Raw genomic sequence first — 19,903 nt, 5'->3', positions numbered from 1 at the left:
CCTGGGAAAAGTCGGCTCGTTGTGCCGGGAGGAGAAGTCGTGACGCTACGCTATCAGATCGTTGCACTGGCGATTGTGCCCCTTATCGTGGCTATTCTGACGGTCACGGCCTTCATTACCTGGCAGTCGGCAAATCTTGTGCAGAGCAGTATCGCGACCTTCGAGAAGAATATGCTGAAGGCCAAGGAGACTGAGCTTCTCAATCTTACCAACCTGGCGCTTTCTTCCATCCAGCAGATTTACGACGATGCAGGCCCCGACGATACCGCTGCCATGGAAAAGGTGCGGAAGATTCTGACCTCGCTCGATTATGGTCGCGACGGCTACTTCTTTGTCTATGACTATGACGGCAACAATGTCGTCCATCCTCGCCAGACATTTCGGCCCGGCCATAACTGGCTCGATCTTGTTGATCCTGATGGAGATCGCGTTATTGCCAATCTGATTGACAAGGCGAAGGAAGGTGGAGGACTGCACCAGTATAAATGGGAAAAGCCGTCAAGCGGCGAAATGGCGGACAAGCTCTCCTTCGCTGTTGGACTGAGCAAATGGAAGTGGATGCTCGGAACTGGCGTCTATCTTGACGATGTCTATGCGCAGACTGCTGCCGCCAACGCCGATTTCCGGGCCAATATCCGAACGACATTCCTGATCGTCAGTCTGATCGCCGTGCCAGCTGTGATGCTCGTCTTCGCGACCTGTATGCTGCTCAATCTGCGCGAGCGACGTATGGCTGATAACAAGCTGAAGGAGCTGGCGCAGCGCATCATCGATACGCAGGAGGAGGAACGGGCACGTCTGGCGCGTGAACTGCATGACGGCATTTCCCAAAATCTCGTCGGCGTTCGCTATGCCATCGATTTAGCAAGCCGTCAGGTGCGCATGGACAGCGGAGGCGCGCCGCTTGCGATCGAGAAGGCATCGGATGCGCTCAATGGTGCAATCAAGGAGGTGCGGCGGCTTTCGCATGATCTGCGTCCGCGCATTCTGGACGATCTTGGCCTGACCGTTGCGCTCAAGGCTTTGTGCGAACATTTTTCGGAGCGGACCGGCATTGAAACGCAGCTCGAAGCAAGCGGACTAAACGAGACGCTGAAGCCGGAGGCAAGCACGGCGCTTTATCGCGTCGTGCAGGAAGCGCTCACCAATGTCGAGCGCCATTCCGGGGCAAGCCAGGTGAGCATCCGCCTCTGGGGTTCCGGCGGCAAGGTGACGATGACAGTCGCCGATGACGGCAATGGTTTTACCGCGCGTGATCTGAAAGATCAGCTTTCAGGGCTTGGCTTGCGAAATATGCAGGAGCGGATGGCGCATTTCGGCGGTGTGCTCTTGGTTGAAACCGGCGCAGATGGTACGCAGCTCACCGCGCGCTTGCCGAAATCGGCAACAGAGAGAAAGCGGGAACCGGAAGTCGCATGACGAATGAATGCAAGATTCGCGTATTGCTCGTGGATAATCATCCGCTGGTTCTGGATGGTTTGCGAGCTGTACTCGAAACCTATGACGATATCGATATTGCAGGCGCGGCTTCCAATGCGCGGGCTGCACTGGAACTGGCGCTGACCGTTAATCCCGATGTGGTTTTGATGGATATCAACATGCCACTTCTCAACGGTATCGACGCTATCGAACTGTTCAAGAAACAATTGCCGGGCATTCGCATCCTCATGCTGTCCATGCACGACAGCCGCGAATATATCTCGACCTCCATCATGCGCGGAGCTTCCGGCTATGTGTTGAAGGATGTGTCCACCACTGAAATCGTCGCCGCCATTCATGCGGTCGCTTCGGGTGGAACTTATTTCTCTTCCGGTGTTTCGGAAGCGCTGCTCGACAGCGGCGACAGGAAATCGGAAGGGCTGTCGGTCCGCGAAAACGATGTTCTGGTGCTGGTGGCCGAAGGTGGAAGCAACCGCGAAATTGCAATCAGGCTCGGCATTTCGGAGGCGACGGTCGAAACTCATCGCAAGAATATCAAGAAGAAACTCGGAATAGCCAGCACTGCCGGGCTTACGCGCTACGTCATCGAGAACCGGTTGCGCCTGTCTTCGCAATAGCTGTCCTCGCAATAGCGGATATTCCGTTCGTCTCCCGATATTGCCTTACCCACTAATGGGTAGGTCTCCGTTTCTTAGAACTTTCGTCAACTTGCGGCATGGATTCGCCGGTCCTATCATTCGCTCCAAAACCGCTTGAGGAGGCGGAACAGGAGGGGAGGAGCGATGTCAGTCTTGCTGGCGTTGTCGCGTGCTATCGACGCGGCCAATAATTTCATCGGAAAATCCGTATCGTGGCTGATCCTGGTGGCAGTGCTCATCAGTGCTATCAATGCCGTCTCGCGCAAGCTGTTCAATGTCAGCTCGAATGCGTGGCTGGAAGCGCAATGGTATCTGTTCTCGGCGGTCTTTCTTATCGCCGCCGGATATACGCTTCTGCATAGCGAGCATGTGAAGGTTGATCTTCTCTACAGCCGTTATTCGCGGCGAACCCAGCTATTGGTCGAGATTTTCGGCACGCTCTTTTTCCTCCTGCCTTTCTGCCTCATCACCATTTACCTCTCCTGGCCCATCGTGGAAGCCAAGATCGCCAGCGGTGAAACCTCCAACAATACGGGTGGGCTGGTTCTCTGGCCGGTCTGGGTGTTGATCCCCATCGGTTTCGGGCTGCTCGCATTGCAAGGCATTTCCGAACTCATCAAGCGCATCGCCATCCTTCAAGGGCGCATACCGGACACGGTCGCCCTTGAAGATGCGGAAGCCCAGACGCTCTGAGGGGAACGGATATGATTGCTTTTATTGCGGAAAATCTCGCTCCGTTGATGTTTCTGTCGCTGGTGGTCGTGCTGCTGCTCGGCTACCCGGTGGCTTTTGCGCTGGCCTTCGTCGGTTTTGCCTTCGGCTTCGTCGGCATCGAAATGGGGCTTCTGCCTGTCAACCTGTTCGGCGCGATACCGGATCGCATCTTCGGGCAGATGTCGAATGAAACGCTGCTCGCTATTCCGTTCTTCACCTTCATGGGGTTGATACTGGAGCGAAGCGGCATGGCGGAAGAACTGCTCGATACGATCGGGCAGCTTTTCGGTCCCGTGCGTGGCGGGCTGGCTTTTGCGGTGATCATCGTCGGCGCGCTTCTTGCGGCCACGACCGGCGTTGTCGCTGCCTCGGTGATTTCGATGGGACTGATTTCGCTCCCGATCATGTTGCGCTACGGCTATGATCGCAAAGTGGCGAGCGGCACGATTGCAGCATCCGGCACGCTGGCACAGATCATTCCACCAAGCCTCGTCCTGATCGTGCTTGCCGATCAACTGGGCCGTTCGGTTGGCGATATGTACAAGGGCGCGCTGGTTCCCGGTCTTCTGCTGGTTGGCTTCTACTGTGCCTTTATCATCGGCATGTCGATTTTCCGGCCTGATACGGTCCCGGCTCTGCCGCCGCATGCCCGTACATTGAAGGGCTGGAAACTGGCGCAGAAAGTGGTGATCTCGCTCGTGCCGCCGCTTGTGCTGATCTTCCTTGTTCTCGGAACGATCTTCATCGGCGTTGCAACGCCTACGGAAGGTGGCGCGATGGGGGCGGTCGGCGCTCTGCTTCTCGCTATCATCAATCGCCGCCTCAACATGACGATGCTGACGTCGGCGCTTTACGCCACGGCAAAACTGTCGTCCTTCGTCATTTTCATTCTGCTGGGCGCGCGCGTGTTTTCGCTCACCTTCTATGGCGTCAACGGTCACATCTGGGTCGAACACCTGATGACGTCCATCCCCGGCGGTGAAGTCGGCTTCCTGATTGTCGCCAATCTTCTGGTGTTCTTTCTGGCCTTCTTCCTCGATTATTTCGAGCTGGCCTTCATCATCATCCCGCTTCTGGCGCCGGTGGCCGACAGCCTTGGTATTGATCTGGTCTGGTTCGGCGTCATGCTGGCGGTCAATATGCAGACATCGTTCATGCATCCGCCTTTCGGCTTCTCGCTCTTCTATCTGCGTTCGGTCGCTCCATCCCGACCCTATAAGGACAAGGTCACAGGCGCGACTATCCAGCCGGTGACGTCGGGGCAAATCTACATGGGATCGATCCCGTTCCTTTTGATCCAGCTTGTCATGGTCGGCATCATCATCAGCTTCCCGGGCATCGTCACCCACTACAAGAGCGGCCATCCGCAGGCCGATCCGGCATCGATCCAGATCAATGTGCCAATGCCAGATGCTGGCGGCGGCAATCCGTTCGGCGCAGCACCCGCACCTTTCGGAGCGCCTTCGCCGTCAACTGAGCCTCTGCCCGCGCCGTCTTTCGGTTCTCCGCAGCCGAGCTTCGGACAGGACAAAGACCAACAGCAAAAACCTGCGCAATGAGGGGAAAACGAGCATTGCGTAGATTCTGATAAACCAGAACAATCTTAGGAGGAGACACATGACACAGGATTTGAGCCGTCGCACATTTCTGACGAAGGGTGCCGCAATCGGCGCTGCCGCTGCCACAAGTGGAGCGGCACTCGCAACACCGGCAATCGCGCAGGAGTTGCCGACGCTGCGCTGGCGCCTGACTTCGGGCTTCCCGAACAATCTGGATACGATCTACGGCGGTGCGGTCTATATGGCCAATGCCGTTTCAAAGATGACAGAAGGCAAGTTCCAGATTCAGGTATTCCAGGCCGGTGAAATCGTGCCTGGCCCACAGGCCATCGATGCGGTTCAGGCCAACACGGTCGAAATGGCGCATACGTGCGGCTATTATTTCACTGGCAAGAACCCGGCTTTCGCCATCGGGACGGCTATTCCCTTCGGCATGAACACACGCCTGCAGAATGCCTGGCTCTATCATGGCGGTGGCAACGAGCTTTATAATGCGTTCCTTGCCGATTATGGCATTGTCGGTATCGTCGGCGGCAACACGGCGGCCCAGATGGGCGGCTGGTATCGCAAGGAAATCAAAAGCCTTGCGGATCTGAAGGGCCTGAAGATGCGTATCGCGGGCGTGGCTGGCGAGGTCATGTCGCGCCTCGGCGTCGTTCCGCAACAGCTTCCGGGCGGCGACATCTATCCGTCGCTGGAGCGCGGCACGATCGATGCGGCCGAATGGGTCGGTCCTTATGATGACGAGAAGCTCGGCTTCTACCAGATCGCGCCATATTATTATTACCCGGCCTTCTGGGAAGGCGGCGCTTCGGTACACTTCTTCATCAACAAGCAGCAATATGAAAGCCTGCCGGAGCCATACAAGGTTGCGCTGAATACGGCTGCCGAAGCTGCGACCCAGAACATGATCTCGCTTTATGACGTGAAAAACACCGCTGCGATTCGTTCGCTGGTGTCGAAGGGCGTGAAGCTTCAACCGCTTCCGCGAGACGTTCTGGATGCCGCCTACAAGGTCGCGTTCGAACTCTACGCCGAATACAACGAGAAAAATCCGGCATGGGCGAAAATCTACCCGAGCTGGAAAAAATTCCGTGACGAGGGCTTCGAATGGTTCCGCGTCGCTGAATATACCTATGACAGCTACGTCTATGCGCAGCAGGCTGCAGGCAGGTAGCCATCGACTGACATAGTCGCGAAACGCTTGTGAAACGGGGCCTTCGGGCCCCGTTTTCGTTTATTGTATTTAAGGCGAAAGTGGTTTTGTAGTTAGAAATTGCTAGTGTTAATATACTTGAAATTTTATTTGATTTATATTTTATGAGTTATTTATTGTTATAAAGTAAAGATGTTTATAATTAGTGTCATAATGGACACATGTTCCTTTTCAACTTCATATAGTTCTTAAAATTGGAATTGATGTATTTGTAGAATTCATTCTATCAGGCCTCGTCTGAAAAATTTCTGGAGGCAATGAAATGAAGATCAAGAGCTTGTTGTTCGGTTCGGCTGCAGCACTGGTTGCAACCACTGGAGCATATGCTGCGGATACCGTTGTGGCACCGGAGCATGAATCTGTTGAGTATGTTCGCGTTTGCGACGCCTATGGTGCGGGATATTTCTATATTCCGGGCACCGAAACCTGCCTTCGCGTATCCGGCTATGTCCGTTACGACGCTGCTGGCGGTGACAATGTCTACGGTCGCGGTTTCGTTGATCGTGACGGTAGCGTCGATACGCGCCGCAATTCCTGGGATAACAAGGCTCGCTTCACACTGCGCCTCTCCACGGCGTCGGAAACCGATCTTGGCACTCTGAAGACCTTTGCCGAAACCCGTTATGATTGGGGCAATGGTGTTGAAGGTGCCTCCGGTTCGCTGCGTTTTGCCTATATCCAGCTTGGCGGTCTCCGCGTCGGTCTCGATGAATCGGCCTTCGTTACCTTCCCGGGCTATCTCGGCGATGTCATCAACGATGACGTGATTCTCGCTGGCGGCTATCGCACCGGCTTGATCAGCTACACCTTCACCGGTGGCAACGGCTTCTCCGCCATTCTGTCGCTCGAACAGGGCAACAATGATGATACGGATAGCGCATACGGCTATGATGGCGTCATCAAGGACTACACGCCGCACGTTGTCGGTGGCCTGAAGTATGAAGGCGGCTGGGGCAAGATCGCAGGCGTCGCTGCTTATGACGCCCGCAACGAAGAGTGGGCCGGTAAGGTTCGCGCTGACGTGAACATTACGGACCGCTTCTCGGTCTGGGCGATGGGTGGTTACAAGTCCAATAAGGACCAGTACATCATGCAGACCGATGGCAATGGCCATGATATCGGTCAGGTTCGTGCGATCAGCAGCTTCTACGGCACCTGGGGCGGCGATTGGGCTGTCTGGGGCGGCGCAGCATTCAAGGCTACCGACAAGGCAGTCTTCAATGCGCAGCTTGCTTATGACGGCACGAACACTTTCGCAGCTACTGCCAACGTAGCGTATGAAATGGTTCCGGGCTTCACGGTCACGCCGGAAGTTTCCTACACCAAATGGAGCGACAGCAAGTCCTATCTCAACGGCAAGGATGCCGTTCAGGGTATGATCCGCTTCCAGCGCTCGTTCTAATGCTTAACCGGGAGGCCGACATCGGCCTCCCGGTCTGCATTCAAAAGTATATTGAACCGTTCATCTTGGTGTGACGGTCATGAGTTCAATAAAATTGCTAATACTTTGATATTTAATTGAAGAAATATTCTTGAATTTTCGAATGAAATAACAAGTAACCAAGTGCTGATATAACAAAAATGTAATTTGCATTCTGGTGTGCTTGTACTATTTTAAAAGAACCATTCGATAGCGTAGAAGGACTGCGCTGTTTACAAATCTGATCTCCAGTCGGAAGAGTGGTACGGCGAGCTTCGGCTCGCCGTTTTTGTTTCCGTCCTATCGTTCTGCACATATGAAAAAGGCCGGATTGATCCGGCCTTTTCGTTGCGTGAATGCATCGCAGAATATGAACTGCTCTCCTTTATCGGGAAAACTTCATATGCCGGTTGACGTCCTTGTAGAGCAGATAGCGGAACTTGCCGGGGCCGCCTGCGTAACAGGCCTGCGGGCAGAAGGCGCGCAGCCACATGAAGTCGCCGGCTTCCACTTCCACCCAGTCCTGATTGAGCCGGTAGACGGCCTTGCCTTCCAACACATAGAGGCCGTGTTCCATGACGTGGGTCTCGGCAAAAGGAATGACGCCGCCGGGTTCCAGGGTCACGATGGTGACGTGCATGTCGTGGCGCAGGTCATTCGGATCGACGAAGCGGGTCGTCGCCCAGGCGCCGTTGGTGTCCGGCATCGGATTGGGCGCGATATCCTTTTCGTTGAGGAATAGCGGTTCGGGAACATCGAGACCGTCGACATATTCATAAGCCTTGCGCACCCAATGGAAGCGGGCCGTCGTCGCGCCGTTGTTGCGAAGTGTCCAGCCGCTTTTCGGCGGCAGATAAGCGTAGCCGCCTTCGGTCAGCGTGTGCGTTTTACCAGCTACGGTGACGGCGATTTCGCCCTCGACCACGAACAGCACGCCTTCCGCGCTTTCATCCAGTTCGGCACGGTCGCTGCCGCCGCCCGGCTGCACTTCCATGATGTATTGCGAGAAGGTCTCGGCGAAGCCGGAGAGGGGGCGGGCAATCACCCAGAGCCGTGTCTTGTCCCAGAAGGGCAGGAAGCTCGTCACGATATCGCTGAACGTGCCCTTGGGGATCACCGCATAGGCTTCGGTGAACATGGCGCGATCGGTGAGGAGCTGGGTCTGCGGCGGCAATCCGCCAGTCGGTGCATAATAGCTGCGATTGTTCTTGTCGTTGCCCATGTGGGGAATTCCTTATGTGAGAAGCTGGCACTCACGGCGAGTTCTGGAAAACCTGTCGTGAGATCATGGAATGAATGCGCCCGGAAGTCGACCTTCCGGGCTGCAAGGATCAGTAGAGCGCTTCCGGCAGAATATCCTTGAGGCGCAGGAGGGCGATGCGCTCCACCTGAGCGCAAGCCGTTTCAAATTCCGTATCGCGGTCATTGGAAACGCGGCGCTGGAAAGCGTCGAGGATTTCCTTTTTGTTGCGTCCCTTCACGGCGATGATGAACGGAAAGCCGAACTTCGCCGTATAGGCGTCGTTCAATTCGGTGAATGTCTGCTTTTCCGCATCAGTCAGCGCATCGAGACCCGCACCAGCCTGTTCGGCGGTCGATTCCGCTGTCAGCCGCTTGGCCTGTGCGAGCTTGCCAGCAAGATCCGGGTGCGCCTTCAACACGGCAAGCCGCTCATCTGCCGAGGCGGCGCGGAATGCCTTCGTCATCGCGGCAGCAAGACCGGATGCGGTATCTTCCTCCAGGCTGAAACCCGCATCATATGCGCGTTCGGCAATCCATGGCGAATGCTCGAAAATGCTGCCATAACGTGCGACGAACGCATCCCTGCTGGCTTTCGAAGGCACGACGTCGGCGGTAACGGGCTTGTAGTTTTCGTGCCAGTGGCGGGCAATGTCGACGCGCTTGGCGACCCATACCTTGTCATGGCTTTGCACATAGTCGAGGAACCGTTCGAGCGCGGCCACACGGCCGGGGCGACCGACAAGGCGGCAATGCAGGCCAATGGACATCATCTTCGGTGCGCCTTCCGCGCCTTCGCGATAGAGCACGTCGAACGTGTCCTTCAGATAGGTGTAGAACTGATCGCCGGAATTGAAACCCTGCGGCGTCGCAAAACGCATATCATTGGCGTCGAGTGTGTAGGGCACGATCAGGTGCGGTCCCTTCGGACCTTCAACCCAATAAGGCAACTCGTCGGCATAGGAATCGGCGGAATAGAGAAAGCCACCTTCTTCCATCACCAGTTTCAGCGTGTTGTCGGAAGGCTTGCCCTGATAGATGCCGAGCGGTCGCGAGCCGGTAAGTTCCGTATGAAGGCGTACCGCATCGCGGATATGCTCGCGTTCGATCTCTTCGGGAACGTCCTTATATTCCCACCAGCGCAATCCGTGGCTGGCGATTTCCCAGTCAGCCTCTTTCATGGCGGCAACGGCTTCGGGATTGCGCGCCATGGCGAGTGTCACGCCATAGACGGTGACTGGCATGTTGCGGCGGGTGAAGGCGCGCCACAAGCGCCAGAAGCCGGATCGCGCGCCATATTCGTAGATGGATTCCATATTCAGGTTGCGCTGGCCCTGCCAGGGCTGCGCGCCGACAATCTCGGACAGAAGGCATTCGGAGGCCGCGTCACCGTCGAGAATGCTGCATTCGCCGCCTTCCTCATAGTTGACGACGAATTGAACTGCGATATTGGCTCCTCCCGGCCAGCGCGGATCTGGCGTGTTGCGTCCATAGCCGACGAGATTGCGCGGATATTTCATTGCGGGTCTTCCCTCGTTTTCGTTCGTTTTATCCATGATAATAAAGATTTATCGCTATTATTCCCCTCCAAAAATTTGAAAGACATCCAACGATAACCATCTTTCAGAATGAGGAGGATCGCGAAATACTAAATGCTGGGAACATGGTGTGGTTTGCGGCCCCCACAGCCGATGGCGACGTTGGGCTCAAATAAACCACCGGAAATCAAAAGCTTGTAACATTTTCCAATCTATTTGATGAGAGAATCAGCAAGCTGCAGGAGTGTAAATGGGTCAGGAAAACAGCGGTAATGGCCGGTTGACGACGCATGTCCTCGACACGGTAAGCGGCAAGCCGGCGGCAAATCTGCGCATCGAATTGCGTCGCGTCGAGAATCAGCAGGCCGAACCAATCCGGGAAATTCGCACCAACGACGATGGCCGCTGCAGCGAGCCGCTGCTGGCGGGCGAGAATTTGCGGGCCGGTTCCTACGAGCTTCTGTTCCATGTCGGCGAATATTTCGGCAAGACAGATGATGTCGTACCGTTCCTCGATGTCGTCCCTCTGCGCTTTGGCATTTCCGATGAAAAAGCGCATTATCATGTACCGCTTCTCGTTTCGCCGTTTTCCTATTCCACCTATCGCGGGAGCTAAGCGCCATGAACCAGTCTGTGCACCAGTCTGTGCGACACACGATCCGCTTTCTTCTGAACGGTGAAAAGGTTGAACTCGACCGCGTTTCCCCGACCGAAACGTTGCTCGATTATCTGCGGCTGTCCGCCAAGCTGCGCGGCACCAAGGAAGGTTGCGGCGAAGGCGATTGCGGTGCGTGCACGGTGCTGGTCGGCAAGATTTCCGACGGCAAGCTCGTTTACGAAAGCGTCAATGCCTGCATCCGCTTCATGGGTTCGCTGGATGGCTGCCATGTCGTGACGATCGAGCATCTGCGCGGCGCCGATGGCGATCTGCATCCGGTGCAGAAGGCAATGATCGAGTTTCATGGCTCGCAATGCGGCTTTTGCACGCCGGGCTTCGTCATGTCACTCTACGCTCTGTGGATGCGCGAACCGAAGCCCGCCGATGCACAGATCGAAAAGGCATTACAAGGTAATCTTTGCCGCTGCACGGGCTATGAGGCGATCATGCGCGCTGCCCGCATCATTTCCGACTACGGTACGGTCATGGAAGACCCGCTTGCTGCTGAGCGCGCCCATGTTCTTGAACAGCTGACGGCCATGCGCGATGGCGTTCGGGTGGAAGTGGGTGAAGGCAAGGACCGGTTGATTGTGCCCGGTGATCTCGATGATTTCGCCACCATCCTGGCGGCAGAGCCGAAGGCGACCATCGTTGCCGGTTCTACCGATGTGGGCTTGTGGGTCACCAAGATGATGCGTGACATTTCCCCGGTCGTCTTCATCGGTCATCTGGAGGAACTGCGCTCCGTCCGTGAGGAAAATGGTGTCGTTACCATCGGCGCAGGTGTCACCTACACGGAAGCATTCGGATTTCTTGCCAAGCGCATTCCGCAGCTCGGCCAGCTCATCAACCGCATTGGCGGTGAGCAGGTGCGCAATATGGGAACTATCGGCGGCAATATCGCCAATGGTTCGCCGATTGGTGACACGCCGCCGCCGCTGATCGCGCTCAATGCAAAACTGACGCTGCGCAAAGGGGCGGAACGCCGCACTATACCGCTGGAAGAGTTCTTCATCGCTTATGGCAAGCAGGATCGCCAGCCCGGCGAGTTTGTCGAAGCCGTGCATGTACCGGTTCCGGCAGAAGGCAGCCATTTTGCCATTTACAAAGTGTCGAAGCGTTACGAGGAAGACATTACGGCGACGCTCGGCGCTTTCCATCTGACGCTCGACGCGGCAGGCAATGTGGAAACGGTCCGCATCGCTTATGGCGGTATGGCCGCAACGCCGAAGCGCGCCAGCACGGTGGAAGCCGCACTGACGGCCAAGCCCTGGACCGAGGCTACGGTTGAAGCTGCATTGGAAGCCTATGCACAAGACTATACGCCCTTGAGCGATATGCGCGCGACAGCGGATTACCGGCTGCTCGCGGCGCGCAATCTGTTGCGGCGTTTCTTCGCCGAAACGGAAGGCAGTTACGTGCCGCTGCGTGCGGCTGAAATCGCGGCGGCGTGAGGAGGCAATCATGAACAAGCATCCTGCAAATGCATTGAAAGCTGCCCGCATTGTGGGTGGCGTCGCGACCGACCAGAAACACGATTCCGCGCACAAGCATGTGACGGGAACGGCTGTCTACATCGACGATATACCGGAGCCCGAAGGCACGTTGCATATCGGGGTCGGCTATTCGTCCGTTGCACATGGTTCATTCAAGTCGATTGATTTGTCGGCAGTGCGCGCCGCTCCCGGCGTGATCGACGTGTTGACCTACAAGGACGTGCCCGGCGAAAACGATGTTTCGCCATCGGGCATGCATGACGACCCGATCTTTGCCGTCGACAAGGTTGAGTTTCACGGTCAGCCGATCTTTGCGGTTATCGCGAAAAGCCGCGATCAGGCGCGCCGCGCTGCGCGTTTGGCAAAGATCGAATATGAAGAAACGACAGGTATCTATTCCATCGATGCGCTGGACGGTCTGAAGGACCGGCTTGTCACCACGCCGCTGACGTTGAAGCGCGGTGATGCACGTGCGGCCATTGATACTGCGCCGCACCGTATCAAGAACCGCATGTATCTTGGTGGGCAGGATCATTTCTATCTTGAGGGTCAGGTTTCGCTGGCTATCCCCGGCGAGGATGAAGACGTCACCGTCTATTGCTCCACGCAGGGACCGAGCGAAACCCAGCATCTGGTTGCCCATGCGCTGGGCGTGCCGAGCCATTCCGTGACGGTGGAAGTGCGCCGCATGGGCGGTGGCTTCGGCGGCAAGGAAACGCAGGCCAACCAGTGGGCGGCCATTGCAGCCATTGCTGCCAAGAAGCACAAGCGCGCCATGAAGATCAGGCTCGACCGCGACGAGGACATGACCTCGACCGGCAAGCGCCATGGCTTCGTCATCGACTATGAAGTCGGCTTCGACGATGACGGCAATATTCTGGGCATCGATTATCTGTTTGCCCTCAATGCCGGGTTCTCGGCAGACCTTTCCGGACCTGTCGGCGACCGCGCACTGTTTCACTGCGACAATGCCTATTTCTTCCCGGCAGTTCATGCGCAGTCGGCACCGCTTTACACGAACACCGTGTCGAATACGGCGTTTCGCGGCTTCGGTGGCCCGCAGGGCATGGTTGGTGCAGAACGCGTGATCGATGAGGTGGCTTTCGCCGTCGGCAAGGACCCGCTCGAAATCCGCAAGCGCAATTTCTACGACGAGATGGGTAAGGACGGCACACGCAACGTCACCCCTTACCATCAGAAGGTCGAAGATTGCATTATCCAGCGCATCGTTTCGGAACTTGAGGAAAGTTCAGATTACGCGAAGCGCCGCGAAGCGATCCGCGAGTTCAACGCGAAAAGCCGTTATGTCAAACGCGGCATGGCGCTGACGCCGGTGAAATTCGGCATCTCCTTTACCAAGACGGAGTCCAATCAGGCTGGCGCTCTGGTGCATGTATACAATGACGGCTCGGTGCATATGAACCATGGCGGCACGGAAATGGGGCAGGGGCTCCATTTGAAAGTGGCGCAAGTCGTGGCCGAGGAATTCCAGATCGACATCGACCGGGTGAAGATCACCGCGACGACCACCGCCAAGGTGCCAAATACGGCGCCGACGGCGGCTTCTTCCGGTGCCGATCTCAACGGCATGGCTGCACAGGACGCAGCCCGCCAGATCAAGAAACGTCTCATCCATTTTGCGGCACGGCAATATCAGGTGCCGGAAGATCAGGTTGTCTTCCTTCCCAACCGGGTTCGCGTCGGCAATCAGGAAATCAGCTTCAACGATCTCGTGAAGCAGGCCTTTATCGGTCGTGTGCAGCTGTCGGCGGCAGGTCACTACAAGACGCCGAAAATCCACTGGGACCGTGCCAAGGGCCGGGGCCATGCCTTCTATTACTATGCTTACGGAGCAGCCTGTTCCGAAGTTTCCGTCGACACTCTGACTGGTGAATATGTGGTGGAGCGCACCGATATTCTGCATGATACCGGGCGTTCCCTGAACCGCGCCATCGATATCGGTCAGGTTGAAGGCGGCTTCGTGCAGGGCATGGGCTGGCTGACGACAGAGGAGCTTGTGTGGGACGACAAGGGGCGGCTTCGCACCCATGCGCCATCCACCTACAAGATCCCGCTGGCTTCTGACCGGCCCAAGATCTTCAATGTCGCGCTGACCGACTGGTCGGAGGCTTATGAGCCGACGATCCATCGTTCCAAGGCTGTCGGCGAACCGCCGTTGCCGCTTGGGTTGTCGGTGCTGCATGCTCTGGCCGACGCCATTGCAACCGTGGCGGATCACAAGGTCTGCCCGCGTCTTGATGCGCCAGCAACGCCGGAACGTGTGCTGATGGCCATCGAACGGCTCCGCAAGCAAAAGGGCTAGAGAGATGCCAGGCGCGCGCGACGATATCCGGGCTTTTCTCAACCGGCGTCCCGATAGTGTGCTGGTTGAAGTCACCGATGTGAAAGGTTCCGCACCCCGCGATGCCGGGGCGTGGATGCTGGTTGCCCGCGATATGATCTTCCGGACGATCGGTGGCGGTCAGCTTGAATATATGGCTATCGACCATGCCCGGAAGGTGCTGCTTGGCGGCAGGGACTCACCCAAGGACGTTCCACCCATGAATGTGCCACTGGGGCCCGAAATCGGCCAGTGCTGCGGCGGACGGGTAGGCCTGAGCTTCAGGCGTGTCAGCCGTGGGCTCACCGATGAGCTTGTCAGCAAGGTCGATGCGGAAATAGCCACGCGCCCGCATGTCTATGTCTTCGGCGCGGGCCATGTTGGTGATGCGCTGGCGAGTGCTCTCTCGCTCACGCCCGTCCGGGTCATTCTGGTGGATACGCGGGAAGCGGAGCTGATGGCGTGCGATGTGCCGGGCGTCGAAACCTGTCTGTCGGCCATGCCCGAACAGGTGGTGCGTTCCGCCCCGCCGGGTAGCACGTTTATCGTTCTCACCCATGACCACGCACTGGATTTTCTGATCGTCGCTGAGGCATTGCAGCGACGCGATGCCGTTTATGTCGGCATGATCGGCTCGAAGACCAAAAAAGCTACTTTCAAAAATTGGTTGAAACGCGAAATTGGTAGCGACAATCTTTTTGAAAATCTTGTCTGCCCCGTCGGCGGAGCCGTTGTGAAAGACAAAAGGCCGGAAGTCATTGCGGCATTGGCCGCAGCCGAAGTTCTGACGGCGGTGCTGACTTCCGTACGTGTATCGCAACCCGCCTGATCAGGCGGGTTTTTCTTTTCGCATTTCCGGTAAAGCGCGAGAAGGTTTCGCACGATATAATATTTGAAAAACAAAGGAATAGAGCGGTTTGAGCCGCTCTACACCAAAGCCTCGCGGATCAATCGCTGGCACCGCTCCGTCATGAAATCGATGATCAGACGTACCTTTGGGTCCTGAAAGCGCTTGTGCGGGTAGATCGCAGCAAGCTGGATCGGCGCCGGTGGTGTGCTTTCGAGGATTGGAACCAGCCGTCCGTCACGGATATATTCTTTCACTTCGAACAGCGGCTTGTTGATGATGCCGCGCCCGCCAAGCGCCCATTGCGTCAATACGTCGCCATCATCCGAGTCAAATGGCCCGGTGACTTCGAATTTGCGCAGACCTTCCGCCGTTTGCAGGGACCAGAAATATTCCTTTGAGCCTGGAAAACGCAGCAGAAGACAGTCATGCTTGTCGCCAAGCAACTCGTCAGGAGACTGCGGAACCCCATGTTTCTCGAGATATGCAGGCGCTGCACAGATCACGCGCTCGCAATTCATGATCCCGCGCATACGCAGGTTCGAATTCTCCAGAACGCCGAGCTTGAAAGCCACATCGACGCCTTCGCTCATAATATCGACTTCATGATCGGACAGGCGAAGCCGTACTTCGATATCCGGATATTTGTCGTGAAACTCCGGAATTCCCGATGCAATCAGCCGTCTCCCGAAGCCAAGCGGAGCGGTAATGCGAATCGATCCCTTGGGATTTTTCGCCAGTTCAGCCACGGCAGCTTCCGCCTCATCCACAGCTTCGAGGATTTTCAACGCACCGTCATAGAATACGCGACCGTGTTCGGTCGGCGTAAGCTTGCGTGTCGTCCGGTTGAAGAGCCTGACCCCCAGGTGCTTCTCCAACTCTTTGATTCGATTGCTTGCAACTGCTGGCGAAGCGCGCTGGTCGCGACCCGCTGCAGATAGATTTCCCAATTCGACAACGCGCACAAAAACGCGCAGATTATCAAGATATGACATACGTCCCCTCCACGATTGTCTAGATTTTTTTGAAAGTGCTGGTCGTGATGTGACGTTCCCTGAACCTGATTCCTTTGGCACATAATGCAACAACGAACAATGGGGCTCAAAAATGGGTCAAGAAATGGGAGTGCCTGATGTATGATTTCGCCGTAGCCTGGGATTGGCTGGGCTTCGCAGCGCGGTGGCTGCATGTGATTACCGCGATTGCGTGGATCGGCTCGTCTTTCTACTTCATCGCGCTTGATCTCGGTCTGCGCCAGCGTCCCGGCTTGCCGGTAGGCGCGCATGGCGAGGAATGGCAGGTCCATGGCGGTGGCTTTTATCACATCCAGAAATATCTGGTTGCGCCCGCCGAAATGCCGGAACACCTGACCTGGTTCAAATGGGAATCCTACGCCACGTGGCTGTCGGGTTTCACGCTGCTCTGCATCGTCTACTATGCCGGCGCCGATCTCTACCTGATCGATCCGAATGTGCTCGATGTTTCCGTACCGGTCGCCATTGCGATCTCGATCGGTTCGCTGGCCTTCGGCTGGATCGCCTATAACACCATCTGCAAGTTGATGCTCGGCAAGAGCGATACGCTCCTGATGGTCATTCTCTACTGTATTCTGGTGGTGGTGGCCTGGGGTTATACGCACCTGTTTACAGGACGTGCGGCCTTCCTGCATCTCGGTGCTTTCACGGCAACGATCATGTCTGCCAACGTGTTCATGATCATCATCCCGAACCAGAAGATCGTGGTGGCGGATCTGATCGCAGGTCGCAAGCCCGATCCGAAATACGGCAAGATCGCCAAGCAGCGTTCGACGCATAACAACTATCTGACGCTGCCTGTTCTGTTCCTGATGCTGTCGAACCACTATCCGCTGGCTTTCGGGACGCAGTTCAACTGGATCATCGCCTCGCTGGTGTTCCTGATGGGCGTCACCATCCGCCACTGGTTCAACACACAGCATGCCCGCAAGGGCAGCCCGACCTGGACCTGGCTGGTAACGGTGATCCTGTTCATCATCATCATCTGGCTCTCGACAGTGCCGAAAGTTCTGACCGGTGAGCCGGAAGAACAGAAGGTTTCGGCATTGCAGCAGTCTTTCATCTCGGACCCGCACTTTGAAAAAGTGCGGGATACCGTTCTGGGGCGCTGCGCCATGTGCCACGCCAAGGAGCCGGGCTGGGAAGGCATCATTGCGCCACCGAAGGGCGTCGTGCTGGATACCGACCGGGATATTGCCGCGCATGCGCGTGAAATCTATTTGCAGGCAGGTCGATCCCATGCCATGCCGCCCGCCAATGTCACCGGCGTGAGCGAGGAAGAGCGCCAGCTTCTTGCCTCCTGGTACCAGTCCGCCACGCAAGGCACGAAATAAGGACCACAACTAAAATGACCAAGTTTCTTATCCGCGGCCGCGTGCTGACCTTTCGTGACGAACCGCAGAGCCTCGATGACAATGCCGCTTACCGCTATATCGAAGACGGCGCTGTTCTTGTCGAAGATGGCCGCATCCAGCACGTCGGGGACTATGCTGAAGTAAGCAGCATGGCAGGCAACGACGTCAACGTCGCCGACCATCGCCCGCACCTGATCCTGCCCGGTTTCATCGATACGCATATCCATTATCCGCAGACGCAGGTGGTCGCTTCTTATGCAGCCAATCTGCTGGAGTGGCTCAATACCTATACGTTCGTCGCTGAACAGAAATTTGCCGATGAGCAGCATGCCGAATTCATTGCGGAGCGCTTTCTTGACGAGCTGATCCGCCACGGCACCACCACGGCGGTTGCTTACTGCTCGGTACATCCGCAGAGCGTCGATGCCTATTTCCGCGCCTCGCAACATCGCAACATGCGCATGCTCGGCGGCAAGGTCATGATGGATCGCAATGCGCCGCCAGCACTCTGCGACACGGCAAAGTCCGGCTATGACGATACGAAGGCGCTGATCGCACGCTGGCAGGGCAAAGGCCGCCTCGATTATGTGATCACCCCGCGCTTTGCCATTACGTCCACACCGGAGCAGCTTGAGGCAAGCCAGGCGCTTGTTCGTGAGCATCCCGGCAGCTACATCCAGACGCATCTTTCGGAAAATCACGACGAAATCTCTTTCACCAAGTCGCTTTATCCCGATGCACCGGATTATCTCGGCATATACGAGCATTACGGTCTATTGGGTGACAAGACCCTGCTTGGCCATTCGATCCATCTGGAGCCGCGCGAAGTGCGCGTCATGGCGGAAACCGGTTCGATTGCCGTGTTCTGCCCGACTTCAAATATGTTCCTCGGCTCGGGTCTTTTCGATCGCGACCGCTTAAAAGCATCGGGCGTGCGCATGGCGGTGGCGACCGATGTTGGTGGTGGCACCAGTTTCTCCATGCTGCGCACTATGGACGAGGGTTACAAAGTCCTGCAGCTGCGCGAACAGCGTCTGAACCCGTTCCAGTCATTCTACATGATGACGCTGGGCAATGCCCGTGCGCTGTCGATGGAAGACAAGATCGGTACGCTCGACGAGGGCACGGAAGCCGATATCGTGGTGCTGGATTCATCAGCCACATCGCCGATGCGGCTTCGCATGGCGGCTGGCGCGACGCTGGAGCAGGAACTGTTCCTGTTGCAGACGCTGGGCGATGACCGCGCCATCGTCGAAACCTATGTGGCTGGCAAGCCGCTCAAGGCAGAACTGGCCTGATTACTCCAATCCTTGGAGGAGGATGACCCGTGGCGGAGCGATCCGCTGCGGGTCTTTTTATTAAAACTCTTCCGGGCGTTTGCCGCCCATGGCACGGGTCAGCTCGTCGGCGGTGGAGCGGATCAGCGGCCCGAACTCCTCGAGCCTCTTTTTCGGCAGGCGCACCGCAGGGCCGGAAACGGAAATACCAGCAATCGCCTCGCCATATTCATTGAAGATGGGAGCGGCGATGCAGCACATGCCGAGCGTATGTTCTTCATCATCAATCGACCAGCCACGGGTGCGGGTTGCCTGAATGTCTTTCAAGAGCGCTGGCAGGCTGTCGAGCGTGCGCTGCGTGAAATGCTCAAGCGTGCGCCCCGAAAGAGCGTGCGCGATTTCCTTGTCCGACCAGGTGGACAATATGGCCTTGCCAATGCCGGATGCATGGATAGGTCCACGCCGCCCGGGCCGGAAAAAGGCACGCATCGGCGCATGGCTTTCGATCTGCGAGATGAACACGACATCGCCGCCGTCCTCGACGCCGATATTGGCGGTTTCGCCGCTCGTTTCCATCAATGTCTTGAGATAAGGCCGCGCCAGAATGCCGAGCTTGCGGAACCGGCGAAAGGCATTGCCGATTTCGAAAGCCTTGACGCCGATGGTCCAGTCTCCGCTTTCCAGATCGTGGGAAACCATACCATGATTTGCCAGCGACGATAGAAGGCGGTGCACGGTGGAGGGCGCCATACCGCTTTCATCGGCAAGGTCGGTCAGTGTCGAACCGTCATTTTCGGCGATTAATGCCAGCAGCTTCAGGCTTCGGTCCAGAACCTGCACAGACGAGGGCGCGGCGTTTTCCGCCGCCTTGCGGCCCCGCTTTACCTTTGCCTGTTCCATCATCGTCTCCGAATCCCGCCTTAGAGCGCATCCCGAAAAGTGTGAAACGGTTTTCGGACAAGATGCGCGTCAAAACAAACAGTTAGAGCGTGATCTGATTCAATCAGATCGAACCACGCTCTAAACTCACGAATTACCACTATCGCATCCATTGCTACTCGGAAAGGCATCGGCGGATTATCTCCATTCCGTTGAAAATCTTTATTTCCGTATAATGGTATGCATTTCCAT

At 56.6% G+C, this 19,903-nt stretch carries 16 protein-coding genes; 12 read left to right on the top strand and 4 right to left on the bottom strand.

The features are described 5' to 3' along the window. The first annotated feature begins 39 nt into the window (after positions 1-39). From mctS to FG152_RS08500, 6 genes are all read left to right on the top strand, one after another. Positions 40-1,419 carry a two-component system sensor histidine kinase MctS gene (mctS, locus tag FG152_RS08525; protein WP_040129891.1) on the top strand — a complete coding sequence of 460 codons (1,380 nt, stop codon included), beginning with the start codon at positions 40-42 and terminating at the stop codon, positions 1,417-1,419. Beyond that, a complete protein-coding gene (gene mctR / locus FG152_RS08520) occupies positions 1,416-2,057 on the top strand; it encodes a two-component system response regulator MctR (protein ID WP_010658266.1) in 642 nt (213 codons plus the stop codon). Before mctS ends, mctR begins: the two co-directional genes overlap by 4 nt. 165 nt (positions 2,058-2,222) lie before the next feature. After that, positions 2,223-2,771, top strand: a complete 549-nt coding sequence (locus FG152_RS08515; RefSeq protein WP_010658267.1) for a TRAP transporter small permease subunit — start codon at positions 2,223-2,225, stop codon at positions 2,769-2,771. An 11-nt stretch (positions 2,772-2,782) separates the two neighbouring features. Next, entirely contained in the window at positions 2,783-4,351 is a 1,569-nt protein-coding gene (locus FG152_RS08510; protein WP_010658268.1) for a TRAP transporter large permease, read from the top strand. A gap of 58 nt (positions 4,352-4,409) precedes the next feature. After that, positions 4,410-5,528 (top strand): TRAP transporter substrate-binding protein, encoded by a 1,119-nt coding sequence (locus FG152_RS08505; RefSeq protein WP_029925687.1) that lies wholly within the window; start codon positions 4,410-4,412, stop codon positions 5,526-5,528. Positions 5,529-5,829: 301 nt separating this feature from the next. Continuing rightward, positions 5,830-6,969, top strand: a complete 1,140-nt coding sequence (locus FG152_RS08500; protein ID WP_498985903.1) for a porin — start codon at positions 5,830-5,832, stop codon at positions 6,967-6,969. A gap of 403 nt (positions 6,970-7,372) precedes the next feature. On the opposite strand, the gene FG152_RS08495 is transcribed toward FG152_RS08500, so the two are convergent. Continuing rightward, positions 7,373-8,209, bottom strand: a complete 837-nt coding sequence (locus FG152_RS08495; RefSeq protein ID WP_010658271.1) for a bifunctional allantoicase/(S)-ureidoglycine aminohydrolase — start codon at positions 8,207-8,209, stop codon at positions 7,373-7,375. 109 nt (positions 8,210-8,318) lie between these two features. Beyond that, a complete protein-coding gene (puuE, locus tag FG152_RS08490) occupies positions 8,319-9,746 on the bottom strand; it encodes an allantoinase PuuE (RefSeq protein ID WP_151609736.1) in 1,428 nt (475 codons plus the stop codon). 268 nt (positions 9,747-10,014) lie between these two features. Here puuE and uraH point away from each other — a divergent pair, with 268 nt between their 5' ends. The 4 genes from uraH to xdhC are packed head-to-tail and all read left to right on the top strand — an operon-like array spanning position 10,015 to position 15,088. Beyond that, positions 10,015-10,380: a hydroxyisourate hydrolase gene (uraH, locus tag FG152_RS08485; RefSeq protein WP_010658273.1), complete on the top strand. Its 366-nt coding sequence runs from the start codon at positions 10,015-10,017 to the stop codon at positions 10,378-10,380. A gap of 17 nt (positions 10,381-10,397) precedes the next feature. After that, entirely contained in the window at positions 10,398-11,876 is a 1,479-nt protein-coding gene (xdhA, locus tag FG152_RS08480) for a xanthine dehydrogenase small subunit (protein ID WP_182505873.1), read from the top strand. Positions 11,877-11,886: 10 nt separating this feature from the next. Beyond that, positions 11,887-14,241 carry a xanthine dehydrogenase molybdopterin binding subunit gene (xdhB, locus tag FG152_RS08475; RefSeq protein WP_498985898.1) on the top strand — a complete coding sequence of 785 codons (2,355 nt, stop codon included), beginning with the start codon at positions 11,887-11,889 and terminating at the stop codon, positions 14,239-14,241. Between the two features lie 4 nt (positions 14,242-14,245). After that, complete coding sequence (gene xdhC / locus FG152_RS08470) at positions 14,246-15,088, top strand: xanthine dehydrogenase accessory protein XdhC (protein WP_454622676.1); 843 nt, start codon at positions 14,246-14,248, stop codon at positions 15,086-15,088. A 98-nt stretch (positions 15,089-15,186) separates the two neighbouring features. Here the strand turns inward: xdhC and FG152_RS08465 are convergent, their stop codons facing one another. Further along, entirely contained in the window at positions 15,187-16,101 is a 915-nt protein-coding gene (locus tag FG152_RS08465; RefSeq protein WP_010658277.1) for a LysR family transcriptional regulator, read from the bottom strand. A gap of 137 nt (positions 16,102-16,238) precedes the next feature. Here FG152_RS08465 and FG152_RS08460 point away from each other — a divergent pair, with 137 nt between their 5' ends. Together FG152_RS08460 and guaD are read left to right on the top strand one after the other, a co-directional pair. Next, complete coding sequence (locus FG152_RS08460) at positions 16,239-17,474, top strand: urate hydroxylase PuuD (RefSeq protein ID WP_125333732.1); 1,236 nt, start codon at positions 16,239-16,241, stop codon at positions 17,472-17,474. Between the two features lie 14 nt (positions 17,475-17,488). Further along, on the top strand, positions 17,489-18,793 hold the full coding sequence (gene guaD / locus FG152_RS08455; RefSeq protein WP_498985893.1) for a guanine deaminase: 1,305 nt from the start codon (positions 17,489-17,491) through the stop codon (positions 18,791-18,793). Between the two features lie 60 nt (positions 18,794-18,853). Here guaD and FG152_RS08450 read toward each other — a convergent pair whose 3' ends face one another. Then, positions 18,854-19,672: an IclR family transcriptional regulator gene (locus FG152_RS08450; protein WP_010658280.1), complete on the bottom strand. Its 819-nt coding sequence runs from the start codon at positions 19,670-19,672 to the stop codon at positions 18,854-18,856. Positions 19,673-19,903: the final 231 nt, after the last annotated feature.

Source organism: Ochrobactrum sp. XJ1 (genome assembly GCF_024701725.1).
Lineage (GTDB): Bacteria > Pseudomonadota > Alphaproteobacteria > Rhizobiales > Rhizobiaceae > Brucella > Brucella anthropi.
Note: the sequence above shows the minus strand (reverse complement) of the source record. Positions and strands in the feature narration are given on the sequence as shown.

Excerpts from the sequence above, each read along its gene's own strand:
- mctR (WP_010658266.1), top strand. The coding sequence starts at position 1,416 with ATGACGAATGAATGCAAGATTCGCGTATTGCTCGTGGATAATCATCCG.
- FG152_RS08515 (WP_010658267.1), top strand. The coding sequence starts at position 2,223 with ATGTCAGTCTTGCTGGCGTTGTCGCGTGCTATCGACGCGGCCAATAAT.
- FG152_RS08510 (WP_010658268.1), top strand. The coding sequence starts at position 2,783 with ATGATTGCTTTTATTGCGGAAAATCTCGCTCCGTTGATGTTTCTGTCG.
- FG152_RS08505 (WP_029925687.1), top strand. The coding sequence starts at position 4,410 with ATGACACAGGATTTGAGCCGTCGCACATTTCTGACGAAGGGTGCCGCA.
- FG152_RS08500 (WP_498985903.1), top strand. The coding sequence starts at position 5,830 with ATGAAGATCAAGAGCTTGTTGTTCGGTTCGGCTGCAGCACTGGTTGCA.
- FG152_RS08495 (WP_010658271.1), bottom strand. The coding sequence starts at position 8,209 with ATGGGCAACGACAAGAACAATCGCAGCTATTATGCACCGACTGGCGGA.
- puuE (WP_151609736.1), bottom strand. The coding sequence starts at position 9,746 with ATGAAATATCCGCGCAATCTCGTCGGCTATGGACGCAACACGCCAGAT.
- uraH (WP_010658273.1), top strand. The coding sequence starts at position 10,015 with ATGGGTCAGGAAAACAGCGGTAATGGCCGGTTGACGACGCATGTCCTC.
- xdhB (WP_498985898.1), top strand. The coding sequence starts at position 11,887 with ATGAACAAGCATCCTGCAAATGCATTGAAAGCTGCCCGCATTGTGGGT.
- xdhC (WP_454622676.1), top strand. The coding sequence starts at position 14,246 with ATGCCAGGCGCGCGCGACGATATCCGGGCTTTTCTCAACCGGCGTCCC.
- FG152_RS08465 (WP_010658277.1), bottom strand. The coding sequence starts at position 16,101 with ATGTCATATCTTGATAATCTGCGCGTTTTTGTGCGCGTTGTCGAATTG.
- FG152_RS08460 (WP_125333732.1), top strand. The coding sequence starts at position 16,239 with ATGTATGATTTCGCCGTAGCCTGGGATTGGCTGGGCTTCGCAGCGCGG.
- guaD (WP_498985893.1), top strand. The coding sequence starts at position 17,489 with ATGACCAAGTTTCTTATCCGCGGCCGCGTGCTGACCTTTCGTGACGAA.
- FG152_RS08450 (WP_010658280.1), bottom strand. The coding sequence starts at position 19,672 with ATGGAACAGGCAAAGGTAAAGCGGGGCCGCAAGGCGGCGGAAAACGCC.